Origin of the sequence: Trichocoleus sp. DQ-A2, assembly GCF_039961915.1 — a bacterium.
Taxonomy (GTDB): domain Bacteria; phylum Cyanobacteriota; class Cyanobacteriia; order Cyanobacteriales; family FACHB-T130; genus FACHB-T130.
Map to the genome: position 1 here is coordinate 50,046 of NZ_JAMPKD010000002.1, position 24,514 is coordinate 74,559.

A 24,514-nucleotide genomic window follows, 5' to 3' on the forward strand; every position below is an offset into this window, starting at 1 on the left:
TGACCTGTGACAAATAATCATTAGTCATTAGTCTGTTGCAAAAACTAAGGACTAAGGACTAAGGACTAACTATTTTTTGATGCTCCTGGAATCGCAATATCTATCGACGTAACATTGGGCGTGATGCTGGTTAGAGGCGGCTGAATCGCAGCAGCATTTCCGACCACCAGCGTGACAATGTTCTCTGGCTGGAGATATTTTTGGGCAACCCGTTGAATATCCTCAATCGTGGTTGCTTCCACCTCGCGCTGGTAACGGAAGATAAAATCCTTCGGGTAGCCGTAATATTCATATCGCATCAATCGCGACAGAGTTTGGCTGGGATCTTGGAACTTAAAAACAAAAGAATTGAGTTCCGATTCCTTGGCGTAGGAAAGTTCTGCTGGCGTCACTGGATTGGTGCGAATGCGCTCGATTTCCGATAAAACGCCCTTAATGAAGGGCACAGTCGCATCAGAGCGAGTCTGTCCCCCAGCAAGGAATACGCCTGGGTAGTCATATTGAGCGCCCCAATAACCGTACACCGTGTAAGCAAGACCTTGGCGCGATCGCACTTCGTTAAACAACCGTCCGCCAAAACCGTTTAACACTCCATTTAATACTGACAGAGCCGCATAGTCAGGACTGTTCAATTGACCGCCCAGATGACCCATGACAATATTACTCTGGGTTAGCTGCGGCTGATTTACCAGAAACACGCCTCCCCGCTTTGCCTGTTCCGCCCCTGGTATCGGTGGAGTTTGCGCTGTGCCTTTTGGCTTCCAGTTCCCAAACTTTTCCTGGATCATCTGACGCATCGCCTTACTGTCAAAATCCCCCACGATGCCCAGAATCATATTCTTCGGATGAAAATATTTCTGGTAGAAACTGATTAAGTCATCGCGGGAAATGTTGTCTAAGGTTGCATATTCTACGGTGCGAGCATAGGGGCTATTGTTGCCATAGACTAATTTCTCAAATTCGCGGGAAGCAATACCACCTGGGTCGTCATTCCGCCGCGCAATTTCACCGCGCTGTTGCGTCTTGGCTAAATCTAGCTTTTCCTGTGCAAAAATCGGCTCTTGGATTACCTCAGCAAACAAACTAAATACGTCCTTCAAGTCTTCAGAGAGCGTCGTAAAGTCAGCACTACCCGCAGTGCTAACAATACTGCTCTCTACCGAAGCGGCGCGTTGTTCCAACAATTGGTTTAGTTCATCGCTGGAGTGCTTCGCGGTTCCGCCAGTCCGCATGACTTCCCCAACCAACGTAGCCAAACCTACCTCGTTTTCTGGTTCCAGACGAGCGCCGGTGCGAATCATCGCCGTGCCACTCACGAGGGGAAGTTCGCGATCTTCCATCAGATACACAATCATCCCATTGTCCATCTGATAGCGCGTGTACGGGGGTACCTGAATTTCCGGCAATGGCGGAAACTTCAACTCCGTATAATGCCGCGCTGTATCCGCTACCGCTGGCATCAAAAATGTCAAAAGTATCAAGGAGAAAGTCAAAAGAAACAGAAAATAATTTTTCCTTTGTTTTCCTTTGCCCTTCTTCCGCAAATTCTGCCTAAACCACTGCATACTCATTCCTCTTCCTTCTTCTTCCTCTCAGTCCTCAGTCCTGTTTAGGCAGAATTCGCCCAATTGTCCGGTTTTGTGGCTGGAAAGTTTCTTTCGCCACGCGCTGAATTTCTGCGGGTGTCACGGTAGCGATCGCATCTAGTTGCTTAAACAGGTTCCGCCACGAGCCGGTTTTCACTTCATAGTCCACTAGCGACATCGCCATGCCCATATTGGAATCGAGCGATCGCAATAAATCAGCTCTTGCTTGAGTCTTCACCCGATCCAAATCCAGTGCTGCTACGGGTTCCGTCTTCAGCCGCTCAATTTCCTTGCTCAAAGACGCCGCCACTTCATCCACTGTATGACCGGGAGCTGTTAGCGCGTAGAACAGCATCAAATTTGGATACTTATCTCCCGGAAAGCCACTAAAACCTTCCGCATTCAGAGCGACTTGCTGCTCTTCTACTAAAGACTTGTAGAGGCGAGAAGTCCGACCATCGCTCAACAATCGACCGATCAGTTCATAAATTGCATGATCCGGATGATTCATCGCTGGGCGGTGATAGCCTTCTAGATACCAAGGTTGGGATTGCAGGCGCAAAGTGACATCCTGCGCTTCCGTTTGCTTGGGTTCCGTCGGTAATTGCTCCTGCTCCGCCGTTCTCGCTTTGTAACGTCCAAAATAAACTTGAGCCAGCCGTTTCACTTCCACTGGGTTAACATCCCCAACGACCGCAATAGTTAACTTGCTGGGGACGTAGTGCGTGTCAAAAAACTTCTGCACATTTTCGCGGGTAAGATTGCGGATGTCCTGGTCGTAGCCAATCACTGGACGCTTATAGGGATGCACTTTGAAAGCCGCATCCAGAAAAGCCTCAATCATTTGACCAATGGGTGAGTTATCGGTTCGCAACCGTCGCTCTTCCAGGATGACTTCTTTCTCTTTATAAAATTCTCGAAACACCGGATCTAAAAACCGCTCCGACTCCAGCGACATCCACAGCTCTAACTTGTTAGAAGGAAAGCTGTAGAAATAGACTGTGGAATCTGTAGAGGTTGCCGCATTTAGACCGACGCCTCCCGCTTGTTCGACAATTTGACCCAGTTCATTTTGCTTGACATATTTTGCTGCTTCGGCTTCAACTTTGTTAAATTCTGCCTGCAACGTTGTCACTTCTGCCGATTTCTTTGCCGCTTTTGCTGCCTGAATTTGTTCAGATAACTGGTCTAAACGGTCTAAAAGCGGTTTTTCTGCCTTGTAGTCCTGCGTACCAATGCGTGTGGTTCCCTTAAAAGCTAAATGCTCTAGAAAGTGAGCAACGCCTGTTTGACCATTGGGTTCGTTGGCACCGCCCACATCGGCATAGGTGTAAAACGACACGACCGGCGCTTGGTGCCGTTCCAATACAATAAACTTCAGACCATTCTCTAAGCGAAACTCTGTCACCCGCTGAATCACCCGGTCTAAATAGGGCTGAATCGATTGGGTTGTGGCAGTCCCATCCGCCTTTTCAAGCGTCTGGGTACGAGCTAACGCCACATTGGGCTGCATACCCCACCCCAGCAGCAGCGCGAGCAGAAAAGCCAGAATGCTTCGCCACTGACGCTGTCTTGACGGTTGAGGGCTGGGGTTCAAACTTTCCCGTAACGGTTGTGCTGTCGTTGGGATTGACACACACAGGAATCGACAAAACTGACTCATACAATACAAAAGATTAAGCAGCGCTAATTCCAAGATATTGACTCTAACGTGGATTGTGTGGTGTTAACAATCTGTGAAGGTTTGGGGGATTGATTACTCGCCCATAGCACAATTGCATTAGGGTGTTAGTGGTAATCCATCCATTTATTTCTTAATATGGGAATTTTTAACCGGAAAACGGTAGGAACAACTAAGCAAGTTGCTCATACTGAAGACGATACTCACACCCGAATTTTACAGGCAGCACAGCGGTTATTTGCCCGACAGGGATATGAGGGGACAACAACCCGCGATCTTGCCGCGACAGCGGGGGTTGCAGAAGGAACGTTGTTTCGTCATTTTCCGAACAAAAAGGCGATCTTGATTGAGGTGGCGACGCAAGGCTGGGTAGAAATTCTCACAGATTTATTAACCGAATTGAGTGAAATGGGCAGCTATAAAGCTGTAGCTCAGGTGATGCATCGGCGGATGATGAATCTACGTGAAAATGCGGATATGCTGCGGGTTTGCTTTACCGAAGCGCAGTTTCATCCAGAGTTGCGCGATCGCATCCAAGCTGAAGTCATTGTCAAAATGACGGATGTGGCGGAAGCTTTCTTTCAAACTGCAATGGATAGAGGCACCTATCGCCGCATGAATCCAAGAATTGTCGCCCAAGTTTTCTTAGGGATGTTCACAATCGCCGGTTTTAGCCACGACACCCTATTGGGAGAAAATGCTTCCCCGAAAGCAATGCAAGAAATGGCAGAAGGGTTAGCTGATATTTTCCTGAATGGTGTGTTAGCGAAATCAAGCAATTAAGATTAGTCCGGCAATTAGAATTTGCATTAATCCGAGCGTTTAAAATTTGCATTAGCTCCGGCGATTAGAAATCGCGCCTATACAGACAAAACCCGCCTTCGCAGGTTTAAAATAATGCCCCAGCGATTTCCTGTTCGCCTGGTGTCTTAAACTGATGCAAGTGCGCGATAATTGCTCAACCAACAATGGACGCTGAAGAACTTCTAAAAAGATACGCCCAACGCGAACGGAACTTTCAAGGAGCAAAACTAAGTGGGATAAAGCTCCCAGGTGCAAACCTAAATGGGATAGACCTACAGAATGCAGATTTGACCGGAGCTGAGTTAAATCAGGCAAACTTGGCTAATGCCAACCTCACTGGCGCAAAATTTAGCAGAGTATCCTTAATTGGAGCAAATCTGAGTGGGGTGCAAGCTTCTTCAGTAAATTTGGGTTTGGCAGAACTCAGCGGTGCCAACCTCAGTAAGGCAAACTTGAGTGGTGTTAACTTTAATAATGCCAACCTAGACAATGTAAACCTAAGTGATGCTCAACTAAATAGTGCCAACCTAACTAAAGCGTCTCTAAGTCAAGCCAACCTTGTTAGAGCAAACTTGAGTAATGCGAAACTAACGGGTGCAAACTTAGCTGAAGCTGACTTAAGTCGGGCAGAATTAGCTAATGTTAACATCCAAGATGCCAACCTCCAGGGAGCCAAGCTCCGGGGTGTCAAGTTGCCCAGCTATAATTTGTCAGCTATGAATTTTGCTGAGGTAGATTTAGGCGCAGCAGAACTGACAAACATACAGTTTAGAAAAGCCTGTCTGCGAGGGATAAATTTAGAGAGAGCAGGTCTGCAAGGAGCAAATTTCATGGGGGCAAACCTGAATGGAGCCAACCTGAAAAAAGCAGATTTGACTGATGCAAACCTTTATGGAGCAAGCATCAAGGGTGCGGATTTCACGGGCGCGATAATGCCCGATGGGGAAGTTTACAAGTCCTTAGCCTCTGATACAGAACCCCGCAAACAGGAAACATCGTTACCAACACAAACATCAATGACACGCAAAGTAATTCGCACCGAGAACGCACCAGCACCAGTCGGACCGTATAATCAAGCGATCGCTGCCAGTGGTCAGATGATCTTCGTCGCTGGTCAAATTGCCATCGATCCCAGAATCGGTGATATTGTCTACACCGACGATGTAGCCAAGCAAACAGAACAGGTAATGGCTCATCTTGAAGCGATTCTCTCTGCGGCTGGCGCTAACTTTGAGAATGTGGTCAAAACCACCGTCTTTCTCAAAGATATGAATGATTTTGCTGCGGTTAACGCAGTTTATGGTAAATATTTTGACGCAGAGACAGCCCCTGCCCGTGCCTGCGTGCAAGTATCCCGTCTACCCAAGGATGTGCTGGTAGAAATTGACTGCATTGCGGTAATTTAAGACCGATAACGCCAAGCGCGATCGCATTGTAGGTTAGAACTCGCTACTCTAACCTACGCCTGTATAGCCTGCGAGCGATTGGTAGAAGGGTTGCCGACAAAACACCTCCCGCGATCCCTTATGATAATAGTTATCATTATTAAAATTATCCCGGCATTCTGAGAACTACCATGTCCTCGGAAATGCTACGCCGCATGGTGCGAATCCATGTCTGCATCGCTCAATTAACACCGACAGAGCAATGAACAATCTTACAGCACCCAAACAAAACCTAATTCCGGATATTCCTAAACGGGGAATGCCAGTCACGATCGTTACAGGCTTTTTAGGTAGTGGTAAAACAACGCTACTCAACCATATTTTGCATAATTGTCAAGACTTAAAGGTAGCAGTTTTAGTTAATGAATTCGGTAATATTAATATTGATAGCCAGCTCTTAATATCCGTCGATCAAAATATGATCGAACTAAGCAATGGCTGTATTTGTTGCACCATCAACGATGGATTGCTTGATGCAGTTTATCGGGTGCTGGAACGAAGCGATCGCATCGATTACTTAATTGTCGAAACAACCGGAATTGCCGATCCATTGCCCATTGCCTTGACCTTCATTAGTACAGATTTGCGCGATCTAACTCGGCTTGATTCTATCTTGACTTTGGTGGATGTGGAAACGTTTACACCGGAGCATTTTGAAAGTGATGCCGCCCTCAATCAGATTTCCTATGGTGACATCATTCTGCTGAACAAAACCGATTTGGTTCCAGAAGCCCAAGTCAAGGAGTTGGAAGACTACATTCGCGCCATGAAAGTAGGCGCAAGAGTTTTGCGAACCTCCTACGGACAAGTTCCTCTGCCACTAATTTTAGATGTGGGAGTTTCCCAAGCGGAATCTTATCCAGCTAAAGAGGAATCTAGCCATCATCACCATCACGATCACCATCACGATCATTCCCACCACTTAGAGAATGATGGTTTCATGTCATTTTCTTTTGAAAGCGATCGCCCTCTCCTTTTAGAGAAATTTCAACAATTTTTAACCGAACAACTTCCCGAAGACGTTTTTCGCGCCAAAGGTTTACTCTGGTTTAAGGAAAGTAGTTTACGCCACATCTTTCAAATGTGCGGTAAACGGGTTGAGATGAAAACTGACAAGTGGATTTCTCAAAAGAGCAATCAACTGGTATTTATTGGGCGTAACTTGAATGAAGCCCAAATTCAACAACAGTTAAAAGATTGCCTAGAGTAAATAAAATAGGGATTGTGTCTTATGGCAACTTCAACGATTTCTGCACCTAGTACTGTCGGAATTGGCGGAACCGTTCAGGAATATCTCTGGACTTGGGAAGGACAAGAATTACCCATAGTTTATGAAACTCTAGGCAAAGGATCTCCTATATTACTTCTGCCAGCTTTCAGCACCGTTTCTACACGCGCGGAAATGCGCGGACTGGCAGAGTTATTATCATCTCAGTTTCAAGCCGTTGCTCTCGATTGGCCTGGATTTGGGCGATCGCCTCGTCTACCCTTGAACTATCAACCCGCCCTATATCACCAATTTCTGCAAGATTTTGTCAAAAATGTTTTTAATACGCCAGTATCCATCATTGCTGCTGGACACGCTGCTGGTTACGCAATGCAGCTAGCGCGGCAACAACCGTCCGTTTTGTCGCGGATTGTTTTAGCGGCTCCCACTTGGCGCGGGCCATTTCCGACGATGATGGGTAAACAGCAAGGGTGGTTTGGAACGCTGAGAAATGTAGTGCGATCGCCCATTTTAGGACAAGCTCTCTACAAGCTAAACACCACGGAGTCCTTCATTAGCTTGATGTATCGTCGCCATGTCTACGTTGAACCTAACTCGTTGAGTCCCTCCCGACTCGAACAAAAGTTGCAGACAGCACATCAACCAGGAGCGCGTTTTGCTCCCGCCGCCTTCGTCACCGGAGGTTTAGATCCGGTGAATCATAGAGACGATTTTCTCGCCTGGTTTCAGCCTTTACCGTTACCCGTGATGGTAGTCATTGGCGAACAAGCGCCCCCGAAATCAAAGGAAGAAATGGAAGCAATGGCGAATGTCCCAGGAGTGCAGACAGTCAGGCTTCCCGGTTCGTTGGGATTACATGAAGAGTACGCAGATGCTGTAGGTGCTACTATCTTGCCATTTTTGATGGATGGGGGTGGGTGAGTGCGATCGCATTTACTTTGTCCTCAAGCCAAGCCAAGCTAACACAGCTAAGGATTTGGTTGCCGTTCAGCAAAACTTAGCGGGCAATTAATTGGCTATAATGCCATCAAAAACTGTCAGCTTTTGAATTATGAACAGAATTGCTCTTGCTTTGCTTACTTGTCCGATAATTTTGGCATCAATGCTCCTGCTAGCGAATACAGCACAAGCCGCTGAAGCTTCAAATACGATGCTGTCTGCACCAACTGCACAAGTTATTGTCGTGCAAGATCAACAAGTGCCTGCATCTGTGCAACCGAGTAATCCTATCAAAGACCATCTAGGGTGCAGTTGCGCTGCTTGCACTAAGGCTCTAAGTCAAATGCAAGGTCACTTTACGCTTTAGCCAAGATGGACGGCGATGCCAAAAAAGCGATCGCGCTTTCTTGAGTTGAAGAATTTCCTTCTCTTTACCCACTATGCCCGTCTTCAGGCGGTGATGGTGGGTTTTTGCTTAATCCACGTAACTTTTAGGCGATCGCTCTTGCCACGCTACTCGCGCTAAAATTACTATCCATTTAGTAATATTTAAAATCTCTATCAACTGTCAGCTTCAAGCTAACAATTCATCTAGCGCTACACTAAATCCTCTGAGTACCAATTGCGTACTCACTACATTACCAGTATTAAACCCTAATGTCTGACTTTGAGTAATTAACAATATCCGACGACTCTCAGGAAATACTAGCCAGACTTCCGAACAACCCGATTCTAAATACTCGCTTGCTTTGGCAAATAAATCCTCGGCTGAATCAGTTGGAGAAGCGATTTCAGCAATCAGTGGCGGACTTTGTGGCAACCCTCCTGCCTCACCAAACTGCGCTACCAATTCCGCTGTGAGATAGGATACATCAGGACGACGCCCCTGCTTCAAAGTCCGACAGGGAAGTTCTACAACAACCTCTCCTCCTTGTCCAGATTGGGTAATGAAATTTTTCCAGCCCCAAGCTAACCTAGTCTGAACTATACTATGTTTTACCGTCATTCCCGTTTTCTCCACAAGTTGTCCATCCACCCACTCCATGCGATCGGGGGGATTAGCCATAAAGTCTTCTAGAGAGCAGCTTTCGGTTACAGTAGCGATCGCCATAGTTATCTACTCGCTTTGGTCAGGTACTAATATTATGGCAGGCTGCACATAGACGATACCCCCAACTTCCTGATAAAAAGAAGTTGGGGGTATGTATTATCTATAAATTACGAAAAATTATTAACGAACCCTAGCTGTTTCGCACTCCAAACGAGGTGCAATTAGCTCTTCAGATACCATCTCATCTGGAAAATGTTTATCTATAATTTCAGGGATTTCTGTAGCGTTAATCCGAGTGTAGCGGGTTTTATCCGGCATAACGATATTTGGCCCTGATTTGCAACGCTTCATGCAGCCAGTTCCTTTAATCGTAACCTGGTCGTCCAAGCCGCGATCGCGCAAACCTTCTTCTAAAGCCTGACAAACTTTATTAGCACCCAACTTGCAACAATCGGACTTTTTACACACCAAAATTGTCGCTTTGACGCCGGAAGGTAGAGGCAATTTTTTAGCAGGTCGAGGCAATTCCTGAATTTCCTCAACTTGTGTAACTCCCTGCAATTGGCTGGGAGGAACACCAGGTTTAACTAGATAAGCTTTTTGTTTGACTTCTCCACTTTTTAACTTAAGCTTGGTTTCGCCAAAAACCTCAACCCAAGTACCGGGTGTCACTCCTGAGCGAAATAGGGAAATCCGAGCTTCTTTGGCAAGCTTGATCTGACATTCACCCTCTGAAGTTGCGAGTCTCAAATATTTGATTTTATAGCCATCTTCGATGACAAAACCGAGTAACCATCCCTCAAGGCGGAATTCTGAGTTGTTTTGTTTAAATTTACTCATGCTTTTTTACAACCTCTTTTAACTTTCTTTTGGATCGTTACTCGTCTGCCAGCAGCGTTCCAGATGGCTCACCAACTCGCCGCGCGATGCAGTTAACTGCCTGACTACACTCCACAGCTGAATCGCTGCTGTCGTGTTGTAGACCTCAACCAGCAAGGGCTGGTCAACCGCACACCCACAGGAAATTCCTAACTCTCGCAAGCGGTAATAAACTTGCCACCGATCTGCTCGATTCACCTCAACAACCTTGCCTGTTTCTGGTTGTGGCTCAATTGGCTCTATTGGATTCATTCGTTCCCACAGACGCGAAAAATTAGCATTGTCTATAACTTCCCTGGACTCGCTAGCCTTTCCGAAAATTCCCTGACGTAGGGAATTTTTACAATTTCACCCTAGTTAATACATATAACTCAAACGACAACAATTCTCAACTAGCTTAACTGAAAATTTAATTGCTTGCGAGAAATAGGCAAGGATACAACTGAGGAACTAGCGCTTGCTGCGGATCGGGTCAAACTGGCTCAGACTATAGTGAGACACCAAAATTGGGTTAGCGTGATACACTTACTGCATTAGCAACAACCGTTGCTTATTGAGAGGAGAATACAACGATGTCCGAAACTCAGAGTGTATTGCGCTCCTTCGGTCAGGTTTATGACAATCCAGTGTTGCTGGATCGCAGTATCACCACGCCGGTTTGTGAGGGCTTCAACATTGCTCTAGCGAGTTTTCAGGCGCTGTACTTGCAATATCAAAAGCATCATTTTGTGGTCGAAGGTTCAGAATTTTATATGCTGCACGAGTTCTTCAGCGAAAGCTACGAACAGGTGCAGGGACACGTTCATGATATTGGCGAACGGTTGGATGGACTGGGTGGCGTTCCAGTAGCTGGCTTTGCCAAGTTAGCAGAACTGTGCTGCTTCACGCCAGAAGATGAAGGGGTATTTTCTTGCCGCCAGATGGTGGAACACGACTTAGCCGCCGAGCAAGCGATGATTCAGCTAATCCGGCGTCAGGCAGGACAAGCAGAAAGCTTGGGCGATCGCGCAACCCGTTATCTGTACGAAACAATCTTGCTGAAAACCGAAGAACGGGCTTATCATCTGGCTCACTTCCTCGCTAAAGACAGCTTGACCTTGGGTTTTGTCCAGACTACGAATAATTAGTATCTGCCTCTTGAATCCCGTTGAGGTAAGCTAGATGTAGCCTCGATATGCAGGCTGCTAAAATTTTCAGTACCTAACCTGTGGTTCTTTAAGACAGAGAGTAACACTAACTGAGCAGAGGGAAGATATCTTCTCTCTGCTTGTTTATTATGAAGTTGTAAAAGTTCTGATTAAGTTGTAAAGAAAAACCCAGAAGTTAATTTTAAGCTTGTTGAAATTAGTTGTCAACTAACCTAAAAGGCGGATTTCTTGGCTTCCCTACATCAGGGGAATGAGAACCGAAGAGTTCAGAATGGAAGGGCGGATTTGACGCGATCGCGGTAGAGACGCGATAACCTGGTCTCTAACATCGATAGCCTCGATCAAACTGCCCGGTCAAGGGGAGCTGGTTGTACCAAGAAGACACTTGCCAGTTGACACAAAAGAAGTTGCAAAAACCTTTCCCTCATCAAATCTTGGGCAAATTGGCAAAAACCACTACCAAGCACAGGGGAGAAAGCCTTTAAAATAATCTGGACTTAAAACAGTCACGCTAGGACAAACAACTATGCCCCGCCGCCAGGACATCCACAAAATTCTGTTACTAGGCTCTGGTCCAATTGTGATTGGACAAGCCTGCGAGTTTGACTATTCAGGCACTCAAGCCTGTAAGGCGCTCCGGGAGGAAGGATATGAAGTCGTGCTGGTGAACTCGAATCCAGCCAGCATTATGACCGACCCGGAAACGGCCGATCGCACCTATATTGAACCGTTGACACCAGAAATCGTAGAAAAGGTAATCGCCAAAGAACAACCTGATGCGCTGCTGCCCACAATGGGAGGTCAGACAGCTCTAAATATAGCCGTCACCCTTGCGAAAAATGGAGTACTGGAAAAGTACGGGGTCGAGTTAATTGGAGCCAAGCTACCGGCAATCGAGAAAGCCGAAGACCGGCTGCTGTTTAAGGAAGCGATGGCGAAAATTGGGGTAAGCGTGTGCCCATCGGGGATTGCTAGCACCCTCGATGAAGCGAAGGCGATCGCGTCCCAAATTGGCAGCTATCCCTTGATTATCCGCCCTGCCTATACCCTAGGCGGCACCGGCGGCGGCATTTCCTACAACCAGGAAGAATTTGAAGAAATGGCTCAGGGCGGTTTGGATGCTAGCCCAGTGTCGCAAATTCTCATCGAACAGTCGCTGCTGGGTTGGAAAGAGTACGAACTAGAAGTCATGCGCGATTTGGCAGATAACGTCGTGATTATCTGCTCGATTGAGAACCTTGACCCGATGGGCATCCACACTGGGGACTCGATTACCGTAGCACCCGCGCAAACCCTCACCGATAAGGAATACCAGCGGTTGCGGGATGCGTCGATTAAAATTATCCGCGAGATTGGGGTAGAAACCGGCGGCTCGAATATTCAGTTTGCAGTTAATCCTCTGACTGGCGACCTGATTGTCATTGAGATGAACCCCCGCGTTTCTCGCAGTTCTGCCCTGGCTTCTAAAGCGACCGGGTTCCCAATTGCGAAGATAGCGGCAAAGTTGGCGGTAGGCTATACCCTCGACGAAATTCCCAACGATATCACCAAGAAAACCCCGGCGTCCTTTGAACCGACCATTGACTATGTGGTGACGAAAATACCCCGATTTGCCTTCGAGAAATTTCCGGGTTCTCAGGCAATCCTGACGACGCAGATGAAGTCGGTGGGAGAAGTGATGGCGATGGGGCGGACGTTCTGCGAGTCGTTCCAGAAAGCATTAAGAGGCTTGGAAACGGGTCGCGCGGGTTGGGGATGCGACAAGAACGAGAAATTGCCAAGTTTGGAACAAATTCGTTCGGGACTGCGGACGCCTCATCCAGAGAGAATTTTCACCGTTCGTCATGCCATGTTGATGGGGATGACGGTAGAAGAAGTCTATGAACTGACGGGAATCGATCCGTGGTTTCTAGATAAGATGCAACAACTGTTGGAAACCGAGAAGTTCTTGAAGCGAAGCAAGCTGAAAGACCTGACAAAAGAAAAGTTGTGGGACATCAAGCAGGAAGGTTTTAGCGATCGCCAGATTGCCTACGGCACCAAAACGACCGAAGATGAAGTCCGCGACTACCGGAAGAATTTGGGTGTAGTGCCCGTCTACAAAACCGTGGATACCTGTGCGGCAGAATTTGAGGCGCTGACTCCTTATTACTACTCGACTTACGAAGAAGAATCGGAGGTATTGCCCTCAGATAAGCGCAAGGTGATGATTTTAGGGGGTGGCCCGAACCGGATTGGGCAGGGGATTGAGTTTGACTACTGTTGCTGTCATGCAGCTTATTCTCTCTCCAAGCAAGGGTTTGAGACGATTATGGTCAATTCAAACCCGGAGACCGTTTCCACCGATTATGATACGAGCGATCGCCTCTACTTTGAGCCGCTGACGAAAGAAGATGTTCTCAACATCATCGAGGCGGAACAGCCAGAGGGAATTATCGTGCAGTTTGGGGGTCAGACGCCGCTAAAATTGGCTTTGCCATTGCAGGAATATCTGCAATCCCACCCCGAAATCACCGCTAAAATTTGGGGAACCTCGCCAGATTCGATTGACACCGCCGAAGACCGAGAGCGATTTGAAAAAATCCTGCGGGAACTTGATATCAAGCAACCAGCGAACGGAATTGCTCGGAGTTTTGAAGACGCCTTAGCGGTCGCGCAGCGCATTGGCTACCCCGTCGTGGTACGTCCTTCTTATGTATTGGGAGGACGGGCGATGGAAATTGTCTACTCCGATGAGGATTTGCAGCGCTACATGATGTATGCGGTGCTGGTGGAACCCGATCATCCGATCTTGATCGACAAGTTTTTGGAAAATGCGATTGAGGTGGATGTGGATGCGATCAGCGATCGCACTGGTAAGGTGGTGATTGGCGGCATCATGGAGCATATCGAACAAGCGGGCATTCACTCTGGGGATTCTGCCTGTTCCTTGCCCTATACTTCCCTATCGGAAGCAGTCTTGGATACCATCCGTACCTGGACTATCGATCTCGCCAAGACCCTCAAGGTGATTGGATTGATGAATATCCAGTTTGCCGTTCAGGGGGAACAAGTTTACATTCTAGAAGCCAACCCCAGAGCCTCGCGCACCATCCCTTATGTCTCCAAAGCGACTGGAGTACCCCTAGCCGCTCTGGCGTCCCGAATTATGGCAGGTGCCACGCTGGAATCCCTCGACTTGACAGAGGAGGTACTGCCGCGTCACGTTGCCGTCAAGGAAGCCGTACTGCCTTTTGAAAAATTCCCCGGTGCTGACACCCTTCTGGGGCCAGAAATGCGCTCGACGGGAGAAGTGATGGGGATTGACGTGGATTTCGGAAGAGCGTTTGCTAAGGCAGCGTTAGCAGCGGGACAGCGGTTGCCCTTATCTGGCACAGTGTTTGTCTCAATGAACGACCGGGACAAGGCGGCGGCGGTGCCAGTGGTCAGAGATTTGATCGAGTTGGGCTTTCATATTGTCGCCACCGTTGGCACGCGCAAAGTGCTGCGGGAACATGGGCTAGAGGTGGATGTGGTGCTGAAACTGCATGAGGGGCGTCCTCACGTTCTGGATGCGATCAAAAACAACAAGATTCAGCTGATTATCACCACACCTTCTGGGGAAGAAGCGCAGGCAGATGGACGCTTGATTCGTCGCAGTGCCCTCACTTACAAAATCCCTATGATCACGACGATTGCAGGTGCTAAAGCTACTGCGGCAGCGATTCGTGCCTTGCAGTCAGCTCCTTTGGAGGTGAAAGCGCTGCAAGACTATATTGGCATCCCCAACTATAGTGATGCCAAGTTGAGTCCAATCCAGGTTTAACCCTCCAGTCCCCTTTTCGGAATCGGGAAGGGGAGGGGCAAGGTCAGAGTGTATGGCATAAAAATAAGAACCGCTATAGATGCCAAACGCCCTTCCGGGAATCCCCCATGAATCTTAGGGGATTTTACCGAAGCGATCGCAAGGTTGCTTACCCAAACCTGTTTTCTTCGAGAACAGGTTTGGGTTCTTTCAAAACTAAGCCGAAATCTACGTAGTGGGATCGTATCCCTACTTCAGTCAGGACTTAAATCAGGTTTTGCAAGAGATAAGCATCCCCGTTCTTACACCATTTCCCGTTTAAAATGTCAAGCTTGTCATCCCAGAAACCGACGCTGAGCTTTGACAATTTATTGGCAACCTTTATGAATTATTAGGGCTAGGTATAAATTTATTGCCCTTCGTAAAGGCAATAGTTGGCAGCAACTGAGTTGAGATTTTTTGACATTCAGAAGAAATTACTACTTTGTTAAATTGTCAGCAAATCATCAGATTCGCCTTCTATCGAGAAGCGTGGATTCACAATTATTCTTTTATGCAATTTGATAGAAACTTGACTAAAAAGGCATTTCGATCAAAGGAAATCTCAGTAGACTAAAGTATTATAGGTTACATAGTAATTTCGCTTGGTGTTCCCCTGATGCAACTGAACCGATGCGATCGCCACATAGCCATTTCAATTGCAGCATATGCTGTCGGCTACGCAACACGATCGCTCGATAAGCGATCGCCCAAAGGACCTCAAGCAGGTCAAGGTTAAATCTTCTTTCTCTGAGTCTGATAAATGTCTGCCCGTAACGATCCCAGCTATTTTGTTGGGGAAATGCCAACCAATCGAACTTTAGACAAAAACAACCGTAAAGTTTTTTCGAGCGAGTTCAATCCAGAAATCAAAATCCAAGTAACCCAAGTATAAAAAAATACTCAATATTGCTTTTGTTTTACTGATTGAGAATCAAAATTTTTTTCTAAAACTCATGCAGCTTCAGACATCTAGGCGAAGGGGAGTTGGTTACTTTTCCATAACTTGATGAACCCTCAAATTCACGTAAATTTTAGTGGATATTTCCCCGGCGATCGCAGTGCAATGTTATTTTTAAAATGGGTTTACTTAAGCTAAATGATGTTGAGGTAAAAAATGCAATACTCAAATTCTAAAAAATCCCACCTAGAGATGGTTGATGAGGAGTCAACAGACAGTCTCGATAAATCCTTAGAAGCAATTTTGGCTCAACTAGAGCAAAATAACCAATTTGTAAGTGAATATCCGGATGTCGAGGAACTGGGGTTGAAGCATATTAGTCGTAACAAGAGGGCGGTAATAGAGAGAATGATTGCCCTCTGCCTATTCAGGTCCAAACAAAAGCCTAATGAAAGCCGGACAGAGTTTGAATGTGCCTAATGAGAAATCTCTCCAGCGACTGAAAGACTTGATCTTACACGTTGTAGAGGCAGATACAGATAACTTCCTTGAATTAGCAGAAATTGCTGGATTAAATCCCGTTAAAGATTTTGCGGGTGCTAATCTTAGTGGCGTTGACCTACATGGTGCCGACTTAAGCGGTTCAATTTTGCTGGGTACGCTGCTGCTGGGTGCCAATCTGATTGGTGCCGATCTCGCGGGTGCCAAGCTGAATAAAGCCAACTTGAATATGGCTGATTTGAGCGGTGCTAATTTGCTCAGTGCCAATCTCAACAGAGCTGACGCTATTAAAGTCTGTTTGATGGGTGCCAACTTGATTGGTGCTAACCTCAACAGTGCCAACTTACTATGTGCCCAACTCAATGAGGCTCAAATGATTGGAGCCGACCTTTGTCGCGCCAACTTAATTGATGCTTCCTTGTGTAGTGTCAACTTGAGTGAGGCGAACTTGAGTTATGCTATCCTGCGTCGTGCTGACCTGAGTAGTGGCACGTTGATAGGTGCAAACTTGATGGGTGCCGACCTAAGCGGCGCTGACCTACGTCGTGCCAATTTGAGCGATGCGGATTTAGGCACGGTAAAAGTGGAAAAAGCTCGATTTGGAGAGAATACAGGACTTTCAGAAGCAATGAAGCGTGACTTGAAGCGGCGAGGGGCAATCTGGTAAGAATATTTGCGCTCGTCGTTGCTCCTCAAGAGCCGCTTACCGAATCCGCCACAACTAAGTTTTATAATACTTTTCGGTTAACCTCTCTCCAAAGAGTTTAGATGGGGGAGACACGCAGGGAAGTAGAGAATTCGTTTGCCGATAAAGAGGGACTCTCCCACTCCAGAAGCCAGATTGGGTAATGCTATAGGTTGAGTCTAGGATCAATGGTTGTTGATTATTGGGGCGAGTCTAGTGAATGCGATCGCTTCCGCATCCCAAACGCCAAAACGCTCAAAAACACCAACCCGATTACCCCCGCCAAGGGATTTTTGTCCACACCAGTAATCCAGTCGGAAACTTGACCAGAAAATTGCACCAGATTCCCCACATTAATGATGTAGTATCCCCAAACCAAGCCAGCGTGCAGACCGATCGAAAGTCCCAGACGCCCCTTGCTTCCGCGCTTTGCCCAAACCAGGGTTAATCCCAGCAGCAACAACCCTGGAAATCCCGGCAAAGTCCGAAAAATCTCCCTCAGCGGCTTCAGAAAATGTAGCAGCGCAAAGATAAAAGCATCTGCCAAAAGAGATACGCGGGGACGATAATCCCGTTCCAACTCATCTAGCAGCCAGCCTCGGAATACCAATTCCTCTGCAAAACCGATACCCAGCGCGCTCGCTAACCCTTCTAAAATCAGCTTGGCTAATGGAATTGTCGGAGGCTGCCACACCAGCCAACCCAATAGCCCCTCCAGCCCAAACAGACTGAAAGTAATCAAGACGCCAACACCCAGTCCAGAGAAAAGCTCTTTGGCATTTTGCCGCGTTCCTTGTAAACCATAGCGTCTCAGTAGCTGGGGTTGCTGATAGACTTTCTGACCCCACCACCGAACAAGCAGGAGAAACGCTGCAAACAACAGTCCCATCGTCAGGATGGTGACTAAGTTGGGATCTTTACTCAAGAGTAAGTAGATGGGTGCAGCCACCGGCAACCAGAGCAAGAGTAAACTCAGCACAAAACAGCCCAGCCGCGCCGGTGCCGGGTACTGGGCTAAACGGACAAAGTTTATTTTTAACAACCTCTTGCCTCTTACTTGTTGCCTGGGCGTATCCTATTCGTCTGGTTCTATGGTGCTGGTCAATCCGTGGTTGTTCAATGTTTCACTATAGAACTCCGCATGCTCCAAGGCGCAAGTAATCACGAGAGCAAGCCCATTGGTATGAGCTTCCATCATGATACTGACAGCCTGAGGTTGCGTGATACCAGGCACCGTCGTTATCAAAACCTGCACCACGTACTCCATTGGGTTGAAGTCATCATTATGGAGCAACACACGATAACGAGGTGCGAGTTTACGGACTGTTGAAGGCTTTTGTACGGTTTCGACAGACACTGCTCTTCCCTCTTCGTTACTGATCTACGATTGATAAACGCTACTTGAACTCTCCCCTTCTCTACTCCAGATGTGATGCGAACACAGCTTGCGTACTACCATACGGAAAGCCGCTACGCGCCTACGTTACCCCATCTGAAGTTGGGTCGCTCAAGGCAAATGTTAAGATTCTAGCTGCTTTTTTTATATTACTCAATACTTATGCGTTCTGAGGAGGCAATCGCTCCAGCATTTCCTTAGCGCCTGAGCAAAACCTTTCCTCAACATAACTAACGTGGATGCAGCAACCAAGCCCTTAGACAGAACTACTGAATGTCTAAGGTCATCCAGCCTTCCTGAGAAGCTAAAATAAAGAAGTTAACATTACTTAACATTTTTGTGACATGCAGGCAACCCCAGCAGCCTCTACCGTCCCCATTCCCGGCACTTATTGGCAATGGCGGGGGCAATCCATCTATTATGTACGGGCAGGACAACCGCAACCCGAACGCCCGCCCCTATTATTGATTCATGGCTTTGGTGCCTCTACAGACCACTGGCGCAAGAATATTACTGAACTGAGTCAGGATTTTGAAGTTTGGGCGATCGATCTGCTGGGCTTTGGTCGTTCAGCCAAGCCGGAGTGGGAGTATGGTGGCAACTTGTGGCGAGACCAACTGTATGATTTCATCACTAACGTGATTCGTCAGCCAGTTGTGTTAGCAGGAAACTCTCTAGGCGGCTATTGCGGGCTTTGCGTGGCAGCCCAACGTCCATCAGCCGCTGTTGGATTAGTATTGCTCAATAGTGCTGGCCCGTTTACCAATCTTAAGGTGCCGACTCAACCGAACCCCATCCAAAAAGTGATGGGTGAAGTCGTTCAGTCACTTTTTCGCCAACCCTGGGCTAGTTTTCTGTTGTTCCAGTATGCGCGACAACGTTCAGTCATTCGGAATACACTCCAGAAAGTTTATCTCGACCAGAGTGCGATCACCGATCGGTTGGTGGAAGAAATCTATCGCCCCTCTTGCGATCCCGGTGCTGCTCAAGTGTTTGCTTCTGTCTTCAGAACGCCTCAAGGCGAAAAAGTTGACGTTTTATTAAAGCAGATGCGCTGCCCGCTGTTGCTGTTGTGGGGAGAAGCAGATCCCTGGATGAATGCAAGAGATAGAGCGGAGCAATTTCGCCAATACTATCCTCAACTGACAGAGCATTTTTTACAAGCAGGTCACTGTCCCCATGATGAGGTACCAGAACAAGTAAATGCTCTGATGCGCTCGTGGGTATTAAGCAATTAAAAATTCAAAAAAACGCCAAATTAAAAATCAGAGAATGTTTAATTTGGCGTTTTTAATTGTTTACCAAGGATTGCCGATCATCGTAAATGCTGCCCAATAATAGGGATGAGAGAGTTTCTTCTCTCCTAACCCTGCCAACTCCGGAGGTAGCGAGATATCCTCTCTGGAAGTATGCATTTTGTTTCCCTCAATACTTACTTCTCCATTAATCATCGATATCTGTGCCTGCCGTAGTGCCTCCGCTTTGATGGGGGCTTTTTTCAATTGTGAATAGAAACTGGTCATCAGTCCCAGCGTCCCTTCATCGCTGACGTACCACAGACTTCCCATTGCCGATTTCACCCCTGCTTGCACAGCCAATCCAGCAAAGCCCATCTCTGCCTGTTCATTGCCTAACGCTGTGCGACAGGCGCTCAGCACTAATAACTCTACAGGTGGATCGTTCCAGCCCATTTGCTTTAGCTGATTCAATCGCAGTTTCGTGTCCCATAGCTGAATGTAGGATTGGCTAGGAGGGCCTAATTCAAATTCGGCATGAGTTGCTAGATGGACAATCCCAAAGGGCTGCGAGTAGCGCTGGGACTTCAGATTCTTGAGGGTGAAGGCGTCGTTAAGGAAGGCTTTGCCTTTCCACAGCTGGGGCGTAATCATTGACAACTCCAGGGGCACTGATGGTAACGCGCTTTGTTCGGGAAACTTCTCCGCTCCCATTGCCAGAACTTGGGAATTTTTAATGTCTTTGAAGAGAGTATCCGTCAAACTAAGACTGGGCATCAACCCCGTACTGTATTTCTCCACCAGAAACTTTTGACCATCGTGGAGAGCGGCAATCGGGATGGAGCGTAACCCACTGTCTGCGAGGAAGACCATATTCTGGATACCCCGCGCTTGTAAATCGGCTTCAATGGGTGCAATCATCCACTTATAAAGTTTTTGGGCTGGAGCCAGGTAAGCCTTCTGTCTTCGCGGGTTAATCACTTCGGCACGGAATTGATCGGCAACCTTGATTACTTGCGATCGCGTTGTCCCCGGAACCCGTTTGCGAATTGGTACACCATCAGAAGTCACTACCAATATTTCCAACTGGTCGCTATTGTTACGCCCTGCCCGATTGACCTTACTTAGGGAACTAGATTGCTGCACATTTTCTGGTTGATTTAACGGCTGTAGTGACTTAGTTCCATTGAAAGCCGTCGTATCTAGTAGGCTCGGATCGAGTGCAATCGTCTGGGGTACAAAAGTTACATAGATGAGTGCCGGTTTCACCCCAGTCGCTTTCTCAATTTTTTGCAAAATATTACGAGCCTGCACCAGTGTTGTCGTCCGAGAATCAACGGGTTGACCCAAATATTCCTCAAATTCACGGGTGAAGGATTCTTCCAGAACTGCAACAGATTCACTTGCATCAGTTTGTGAAGATGATTCCGCATCCACCTTTCGTGATGATGAATTTTCCTTGCCGGAAGAGGTGGAAACCGGATCGTTTCCTGAGCCGGATAAGTTATCTCCCTGACTTGTTCCGTCATCTCCCTTGCTTGCTTGATCGTTGCTAGGGCTGCCGGAGCCTGTGTTTTTGCCCGTGCCACCAGTGCCGGTACTACCGCCCCCCGTGCCACCGGAGGAACCTGTGTTTTTGCTTGTGCTTCCACCCGTGCCGCCGGAGGAGCCTGTGTTTTTGCCCGTGCCACCGGAGGAGCCTGTGTTTTTGCCTGTGCTTCCACCCGTGCCGCCGGAGGAGCCTGTGCCGCTGCCACCTGTATTGCCACCCGTACCCCCGGAGGAGCCGGTACCGCTGCCACCTGTATTGCCGCCCGGATCTATGCCGCCGGTGCCACTGCCACCTGTATTGCCACCCGGATCTATGCCGCCGGTACTGCCACCTGTATTGCCACCCGGATCTATGCCGCCGGTACTGCCACCTGTATTGCCACCCGGATCTATGCCGCCGGTGCCGCTGCCACCTGTATTGCCACCCGTACCCCCGGAGGAGCCGGTGCCACTGCCACCTGTATTGCCACCCGGATCTATGCCGCCGGTACTGCCACCTGTATTGCTACCCGGATCTATGCCGCCGGTGCCGCTGCCACCTGTATTGCCACCCGGATCTATGCCGCCGGTACTGCCACCTGTGTTGCCCCCCGGATCAATGCCGCCAGTACCCCCAGGACTAGGGGTAGGAGTGGGGAGAGGAGTAGGGCTGGGAGTGGGAGTAGGATTGGGATTTGGGGTAATATCTGTACCTACCTTGGTCGGTTGGGCAGATCCCGTAGATCCCGTGTATTTTATGGGGGCTGCTGTACCCGTTGTTAAAGTAATCGTCCCATCAGTGCCTTGACCGAACTTTCCATTACCAGAAGCGCCCGCCGTTATCTTGTTATACGTAATGCTACCCTTCGCAGTTAACGTTACATTCCCACCATCGTTGGGGCCGCCTGTAGCTTTCGTTATGATGTTGCCAGTTTTAATGTTTCCGTCTTGTGCTGTCAACGTTACACTACCAGCACCGCCCATGTTGCCCTTAACAGAAGTGTTAATCTCTCCAACAGTTACATTTGCACCTGTAATGGTTAACGCTCCCCCGGAAGTTGTGATGGATTGCGATTGATCCATTGAAAAAGACCCGGCACCATTTTTATCCGCGTCGGCAGTAAAGGTAATCGAGCCACCAGAAGAAAAGTCCAGCGACACACCGTTGTCGATGGTAATATCATTCGTTGCTTGTAGTAAGACATTACCAGTCTGATTTTCGAGTAAGCTCTTGGAGATAGTGAAGTCTACCTCATCCCCTCCATCAGCCGATAAAATTTGCCCCGCTAAGTCTCCTGTAGGAGTATCGGCATTGAGTTGATCGTCGTTCGTACCACCTGTATTGACTATCTTGATATTCTTTGGATCGAGCAGAATGGTGCCGTCTACCCCGTTAGGCGCACCTACATTCACCTCTCCTTTAAATGCTAAGTTTTCCTTGCCGGATACTTCGACAAAGCCACCATTACCTTGATTAGTGCCGCCACTAGCACCGATTTTGCCATAGAAGCCGGTTACTTTGTCTGCCCAGACGATGACATGACCGCCATCGCCGTTGAGCAAACTGTCAGCATTGATCGTAGAGTCGCTGCTGATGTAAGTATGAGAGGCAGTGGGAATGGTGCCTTTCCCCTGAAAATCCCCTCCAATCAGGACGGTGCCGCCACCATTGGTGCCTGAAGCGTTAACATTGCCACTAACCAGCCCGACTTTGTCGCCCAAGACCTGCGCCGTGCCGCCAGTCTGACCTGAAACGTTGAGACTGCCAGAGGCGATCGCAGTGCCTGGATCTGTGGGAATGCTAACCCCAGATCCCGTTAACACTACCTGACCATTGCTGTTGACTGTTAGCCCAGTGGCACTCCCGGCACCGCCTCCCGTTAACAGTTCTGGGATGGAAGCAACTGGCAATGTCCAATTTTCCGGCTGGCTACCGGCTGCTGCTATGGGTTGAATTTCTAAGCTTAGTAGATTCCCTGGTTGACTCAGGCGTACTATGTTCTCACCAGGTACGGCTGTTAAGGTGATATTACCCCCAGGAGCTGTCAGGGTTCCGGTATTTACTACGGTACCACCCAGTAAAGCAATATCCTTTGCCGCGCCTACACTCAGTTGCCCTGCGTTGATAATTGCACCGGGTTGAGCGTTGGTGAAGGCAAAGGCGTTGGGTTCTCCCCCCAGGGCAGCATAATTATTGTTACCAGATGCATTGAACCAGTTGTTGCCAAAACCAATTCCTGTAGCAGTGGTGGCGGTGAAGCTTCCGTTTACATTTAAGCTGGCGTTGGCACCCAATACAATGCCAGATGGATTAATTAGAAATAGATTGGAATTGCCATTCGTAACTTGGAGCAGACCGTTAATAATAGAGGGGTTTCCGCCAGTGACGCGACCCAATATATTTTTAATATTTTGGTTCGACAGAAAATTCGCAACTTGGTTGGCGTTTAGCCCAAACTCGGAGAAACTGTGAAAAAGGTTTGCCCCATTACTGGAGGTTTTTCCCCCAGTAATGTCGAAACTGTTGCCATTGGTATTGACAATGGTGTTCGTGGTGTTGGTGGGGTCCTGATCTGGCACAATTTGTGCCTGCGCGATCGCCCAATCGACGCCTCCTGGAGCGATCGCAGGCAACATCCAAAAGGCCAAGGGTAAAACTAAATATTTTATCCTTTTTCCTTTTTCTTTTTTCACTTTAATATAGCTTGCCTTCAGCAATAGACTGATTTCACATACAGCGACTTTCATTTGCCTAATTCCTGGGAAGAAACACGTCGCTCGTTGCCACTTCTGGAACTGTCACCCCAGCTTGTGTTGCAGGTAGCAGGTAACCAGATACTTGGTAAGAATGCACCGATTTTTTTTCTACTCTCAATTAGAAAAGTGGCGAGGCGGCAAAAAAAACAAATTTAGATTGCTCTGCCTAGCCTTATCTCCAAGCTATCCTCAAAAAGCAGATTTTAGGCATTTTTAATGCATTTATTTTAACAAAATGTGTTAATGCACTTTTCTCTCTACAGCTATATAAAATCCATAGGCGAACGCATTCCTTTTAGGGGATGGTAAAATTATTTTTTCTATAAAACTAATTGGCTGTAACACTGTTTGAGTTTATGCCAATCGTGAAGTGCCAATCATCACCAAAACGGATGAGTAGGCAAATTTCGATTCTCCACTTCGGGCAGTTCAGTCGGCAACATATACCCTTCCGGAGTATACCCCTTTCTGCCCTTAAACGTACCCCTTTCCTTTAAACGTTACCGCATGGGTCGATGATAGCCCAGGGCTTTGCTGTACCGATCCGAAAAGTCTGTCATTCATTTGGGAATTTTCCGAGATGAATGACAAAGAGTCACTACCGCTTTTGCTAGCCCCTACATGCTGAGTTCGAGGATTTCCGCAAGAATATGACCTTATCTAAATAAAAACGCGATCGCGCTCTTCAGATTCACTTTGTGCAATACTCGCCCCAATTCTTCTAGAATTCACAATCCGATGCACGAGCTTCTAGGTCGAGGATTGCTGGGAGTTAAGTCGGAGAAATGAATGAAACCCTGTCATTCGTACGCTGGTAAGCCACTCCGTGTAGATGAGTTCTCCGCGTTGGGGGCGTGGCCTTTGAGGAACGCAACCCACAACATTGAGAAGGCTTCGATAGCTAACACTTAGTCGCTCTACCCTT

19 protein-coding genes are annotated in these 24,514 nt (G+C 47.8%); 11 read left to right on the top strand and 8 right to left on the bottom strand.

Annotated elements, in window-relative coordinates:
* Window positions 1-65 precede the first annotated feature (65 nt).
* Window positions 66-1,571, bottom strand: coding sequence for a pitrilysin family protein (locus tag NC997_RS01710; protein ID WP_190529323.1), 1,506 nt, complete (start codon window positions 1,569-1,571; stop codon window positions 66-68).
* A gap of 28 nt (window positions 1,572-1,599) precedes the next feature.
* The gene (locus NC997_RS01715) at window positions 1,600-3,249 is read right to left on the bottom strand and encodes a pitrilysin family protein (RefSeq protein ID WP_190529325.1); all 1,650 of its coding nucleotides are present in this window, start codon (window positions 3,247-3,249) and stop codon (window positions 1,600-1,602) included.
* A gap of 156 nt (window positions 3,250-3,405) precedes the next feature.
* On the opposite strand from NC997_RS01715, the gene NC997_RS01720 reads away from it, so the two are divergent.
* The 6 genes from NC997_RS01720 to NC997_RS01745 all read left to right on the top strand — a co-directional run bounded on the left by NC997_RS01720 (window position 3,406) and on the right by NC997_RS01745 (window position 8,209).
* Window positions 3,406-4,050 carry a TetR/AcrR family transcriptional regulator gene (locus NC997_RS01720; protein WP_190415166.1) on the top strand — a complete coding sequence of 215 codons (645 nt, stop codon included), beginning with the start codon at window positions 3,406-3,408 and terminating at the stop codon, window positions 4,048-4,050.
* A gap of 185 nt (window positions 4,051-4,235) precedes the next feature.
* A complete protein-coding gene (locus NC997_RS01725) occupies window positions 4,236-5,477 on the top strand; it encodes a Rid family detoxifying hydrolase (protein WP_190415165.1) in 1,242 nt (413 codons plus the stop codon).
* A gap of 241 nt (window positions 5,478-5,718) precedes the next feature.
* A complete protein-coding gene (locus tag NC997_RS01730; RefSeq protein ID WP_190529327.1) occupies window positions 5,719-6,726 on the top strand; it encodes a GTP-binding protein in 1,008 nt (335 codons plus the stop codon).
* A gap of 21 nt (window positions 6,727-6,747) precedes the next feature.
* Window positions 6,748-7,665, top strand: coding sequence for an alpha/beta hydrolase (locus NC997_RS01735; protein ID WP_190529329.1), 918 nt, complete (start codon window positions 6,748-6,750; stop codon window positions 7,663-7,665).
* Between the two features lie 130 nt (window positions 7,666-7,795).
* On the top strand, window positions 7,796-8,050 hold the full coding sequence (locus tag NC997_RS01740) for a hypothetical protein (protein WP_190529331.1): 255 nt from the start codon (window positions 7,796-7,798) through the stop codon (window positions 8,048-8,050).
* A 15-nt stretch (window positions 8,051-8,065) separates the two neighbouring features.
* Window positions 8,066-8,209, top strand: a complete 144-nt coding sequence (locus NC997_RS01745) for a hypothetical protein (protein WP_190429615.1) — start codon at window positions 8,066-8,068, stop codon at window positions 8,207-8,209.
* Window positions 8,210-8,257: 48 nt separating this feature from the next.
* Here NC997_RS01745 and NC997_RS01750 read toward each other — a convergent pair whose 3' ends face one another.
* The 3 genes from NC997_RS01750 to NC997_RS01760 all read right to left on the bottom strand — a co-directional run bounded on the left by NC997_RS01750 (window position 8,258) and on the right by NC997_RS01760 (window position 9,865).
* A complete protein-coding gene (locus NC997_RS01750; protein WP_190529333.1) occupies window positions 8,258-8,794 on the bottom strand; it encodes a Uma2 family endonuclease in 537 nt (178 codons plus the stop codon).
* Window positions 8,795-8,914: 120 nt separating this feature from the next.
* On the bottom strand, window positions 8,915-9,574 hold the full coding sequence (locus tag NC997_RS01755) for a (2Fe-2S) ferredoxin domain-containing protein (RefSeq protein ID WP_190415159.1): 660 nt from the start codon (window positions 9,572-9,574) through the stop codon (window positions 8,915-8,917).
* An 18-nt stretch (window positions 9,575-9,592) separates the two neighbouring features.
* Window positions 9,593-9,865 carry an Asr1405/Asl0597 family protein gene (locus NC997_RS01760; RefSeq protein WP_190415158.1) on the bottom strand — a complete coding sequence of 91 codons (273 nt, stop codon included), beginning with the start codon at window positions 9,863-9,865 and terminating at the stop codon, window positions 9,593-9,595.
* Window positions 9,866-10,185: 320 nt separating this feature from the next.
* Between NC997_RS01760 and NC997_RS01765 the strand changes: the two genes are divergently transcribed.
* The 4 genes from NC997_RS01765 (at window position 10,186) to NC997_RS01780 (ending at window position 16,653) form a co-directional block, all read left to right on the top strand.
* Window positions 10,186-10,740 carry a Dps family protein gene (locus NC997_RS01765; RefSeq protein WP_190415157.1) on the top strand — a complete coding sequence of 185 codons (555 nt, stop codon included), beginning with the start codon at window positions 10,186-10,188 and terminating at the stop codon, window positions 10,738-10,740.
* A gap of 547 nt (window positions 10,741-11,287) precedes the next feature.
* On the top strand, window positions 11,288-14,566 hold the full coding sequence (carB, locus tag NC997_RS01770) for a carbamoyl-phosphate synthase large subunit (RefSeq protein WP_190529335.1): 3,279 nt from the start codon (window positions 11,288-11,290) through the stop codon (window positions 14,564-14,566).
* A 1,135-nt stretch (window positions 14,567-15,701) separates the two neighbouring features.
* The gene (locus NC997_RS01775) at window positions 15,702-15,965 is read left to right on the top strand and encodes a hypothetical protein (protein WP_190415153.1); all 264 of its coding nucleotides are present in this window, start codon (window positions 15,702-15,704) and stop codon (window positions 15,963-15,965) included.
* Window positions 15,934-16,653, top strand: a complete 720-nt coding sequence (locus NC997_RS01780; RefSeq protein ID WP_190429621.1) for a pentapeptide repeat-containing protein — start codon at window positions 15,934-15,936, stop codon at window positions 16,651-16,653. The genes NC997_RS01775 and NC997_RS01780 overlap by 32 nt, the downstream gene beginning before the upstream one ends.
* A gap of 217 nt (window positions 16,654-16,870) precedes the next feature.
* Here the strand turns inward: NC997_RS01780 and NC997_RS01785 are convergent, their stop codons facing one another.
* Together NC997_RS01785 and clpS are read right to left on the bottom strand one after the other, a co-directional pair.
* Window positions 16,871-17,704: a CPBP family intramembrane glutamic endopeptidase gene (locus tag NC997_RS01785; RefSeq protein WP_347276158.1), complete on the bottom strand. Its 834-nt coding sequence runs from the start codon at window positions 17,702-17,704 to the stop codon at window positions 16,871-16,873.
* Window positions 17,705-17,746: 42 nt separating this feature from the next.
* Window positions 17,747-18,028, bottom strand: coding sequence for an ATP-dependent Clp protease adapter ClpS (clpS, locus tag NC997_RS01790; RefSeq protein ID WP_190415151.1), 282 nt, complete (start codon window positions 18,026-18,028; stop codon window positions 17,747-17,749).
* A 383-nt stretch (window positions 18,029-18,411) separates the two neighbouring features.
* Here clpS and NC997_RS01795 point away from each other — a divergent pair, with 383 nt between their 5' ends.
* On the top strand, window positions 18,412-19,305 hold the full coding sequence (locus NC997_RS01795) for an alpha/beta fold hydrolase (protein ID WP_190529337.1): 894 nt from the start codon (window positions 18,412-18,414) through the stop codon (window positions 19,303-19,305).
* A gap of 60 nt (window positions 19,306-19,365) precedes the next feature.
* Here NC997_RS01795 and NC997_RS01800 read toward each other — a convergent pair whose 3' ends face one another.
* On the bottom strand, window positions 19,366-23,580 hold the full coding sequence (locus NC997_RS01800) for a CHAT domain-containing protein (RefSeq protein WP_190529339.1): 4,215 nt from the start codon (window positions 23,578-23,580) through the stop codon (window positions 19,366-19,368).
* Between the last annotated feature and the right edge of the window lie 934 nt (window positions 23,581-24,514).

Excerpts from the sequence above, each read along its gene's own strand:
- NC997_RS01710 (WP_190529323.1), bottom strand. The coding sequence starts at position 1,571 with ATGAGTATGCAGTGGTTTAGGCAGAATTTGCGGAAGAAGGGCAAAGGA.
- NC997_RS01715 (WP_190529325.1), bottom strand. The coding sequence starts at position 3,249 with ATGAGTCAGTTTTGTCGATTCCTGTGTGTGTCAATCCCAACGACAGCA.
- NC997_RS01720 (WP_190415166.1), top strand. The coding sequence starts at position 3,406 with ATGGGAATTTTTAACCGGAAAACGGTAGGAACAACTAAGCAAGTTGCT.
- NC997_RS01725 (WP_190415165.1), top strand. The coding sequence starts at position 4,236 with ATGGACGCTGAAGAACTTCTAAAAAGATACGCCCAACGCGAACGGAAC.
- NC997_RS01730 (WP_190529327.1), top strand. The coding sequence starts at position 5,719 with ATGAACAATCTTACAGCACCCAAACAAAACCTAATTCCGGATATTCCT.
- NC997_RS01735 (WP_190529329.1), top strand. The coding sequence starts at position 6,748 with ATGGCAACTTCAACGATTTCTGCACCTAGTACTGTCGGAATTGGCGGA.
- NC997_RS01740 (WP_190529331.1), top strand. The coding sequence starts at position 7,796 with ATGAACAGAATTGCTCTTGCTTTGCTTACTTGTCCGATAATTTTGGCA.
- NC997_RS01745 (WP_190429615.1), top strand. The coding sequence starts at position 8,066 with ATGCCAAAAAAGCGATCGCGCTTTCTTGAGTTGAAGAATTTCCTTCTC.
- NC997_RS01750 (WP_190529333.1), bottom strand. The coding sequence starts at position 8,794 with ATGGCGATCGCTACTGTAACCGAAAGCTGCTCTCTAGAAGACTTTATG.
- NC997_RS01755 (WP_190415159.1), bottom strand. The coding sequence starts at position 9,574 with ATGAGTAAATTTAAACAAAACAACTCAGAATTCCGCCTTGAGGGATGG.
- NC997_RS01760 (WP_190415158.1), bottom strand. The coding sequence starts at position 9,865 with ATGAATCCAATAGAGCCAATTGAGCCACAACCAGAAACAGGCAAGGTT.
- NC997_RS01765 (WP_190415157.1), top strand. The coding sequence starts at position 10,186 with ATGTCCGAAACTCAGAGTGTATTGCGCTCCTTCGGTCAGGTTTATGAC.
- carB (WP_190529335.1), top strand. The coding sequence starts at position 11,288 with ATGCCCCGCCGCCAGGACATCCACAAAATTCTGTTACTAGGCTCTGGT.
- NC997_RS01775 (WP_190415153.1), top strand. The coding sequence starts at position 15,702 with ATGCAATACTCAAATTCTAAAAAATCCCACCTAGAGATGGTTGATGAG.
- NC997_RS01780 (WP_190429621.1), top strand. The coding sequence starts at position 15,934 with ATGAAAGCCGGACAGAGTTTGAATGTGCCTAATGAGAAATCTCTCCAG.
- NC997_RS01795 (WP_190529337.1), top strand. The coding sequence starts at position 18,412 with ATGCAGGCAACCCCAGCAGCCTCTACCGTCCCCATTCCCGGCACTTAT.
- NC997_RS01800 (WP_190529339.1), bottom strand. The coding sequence starts at position 23,580 with ATGAAAGTCGCTGTATGTGAAATCAGTCTATTGCTGAAGGCAAGCTAT.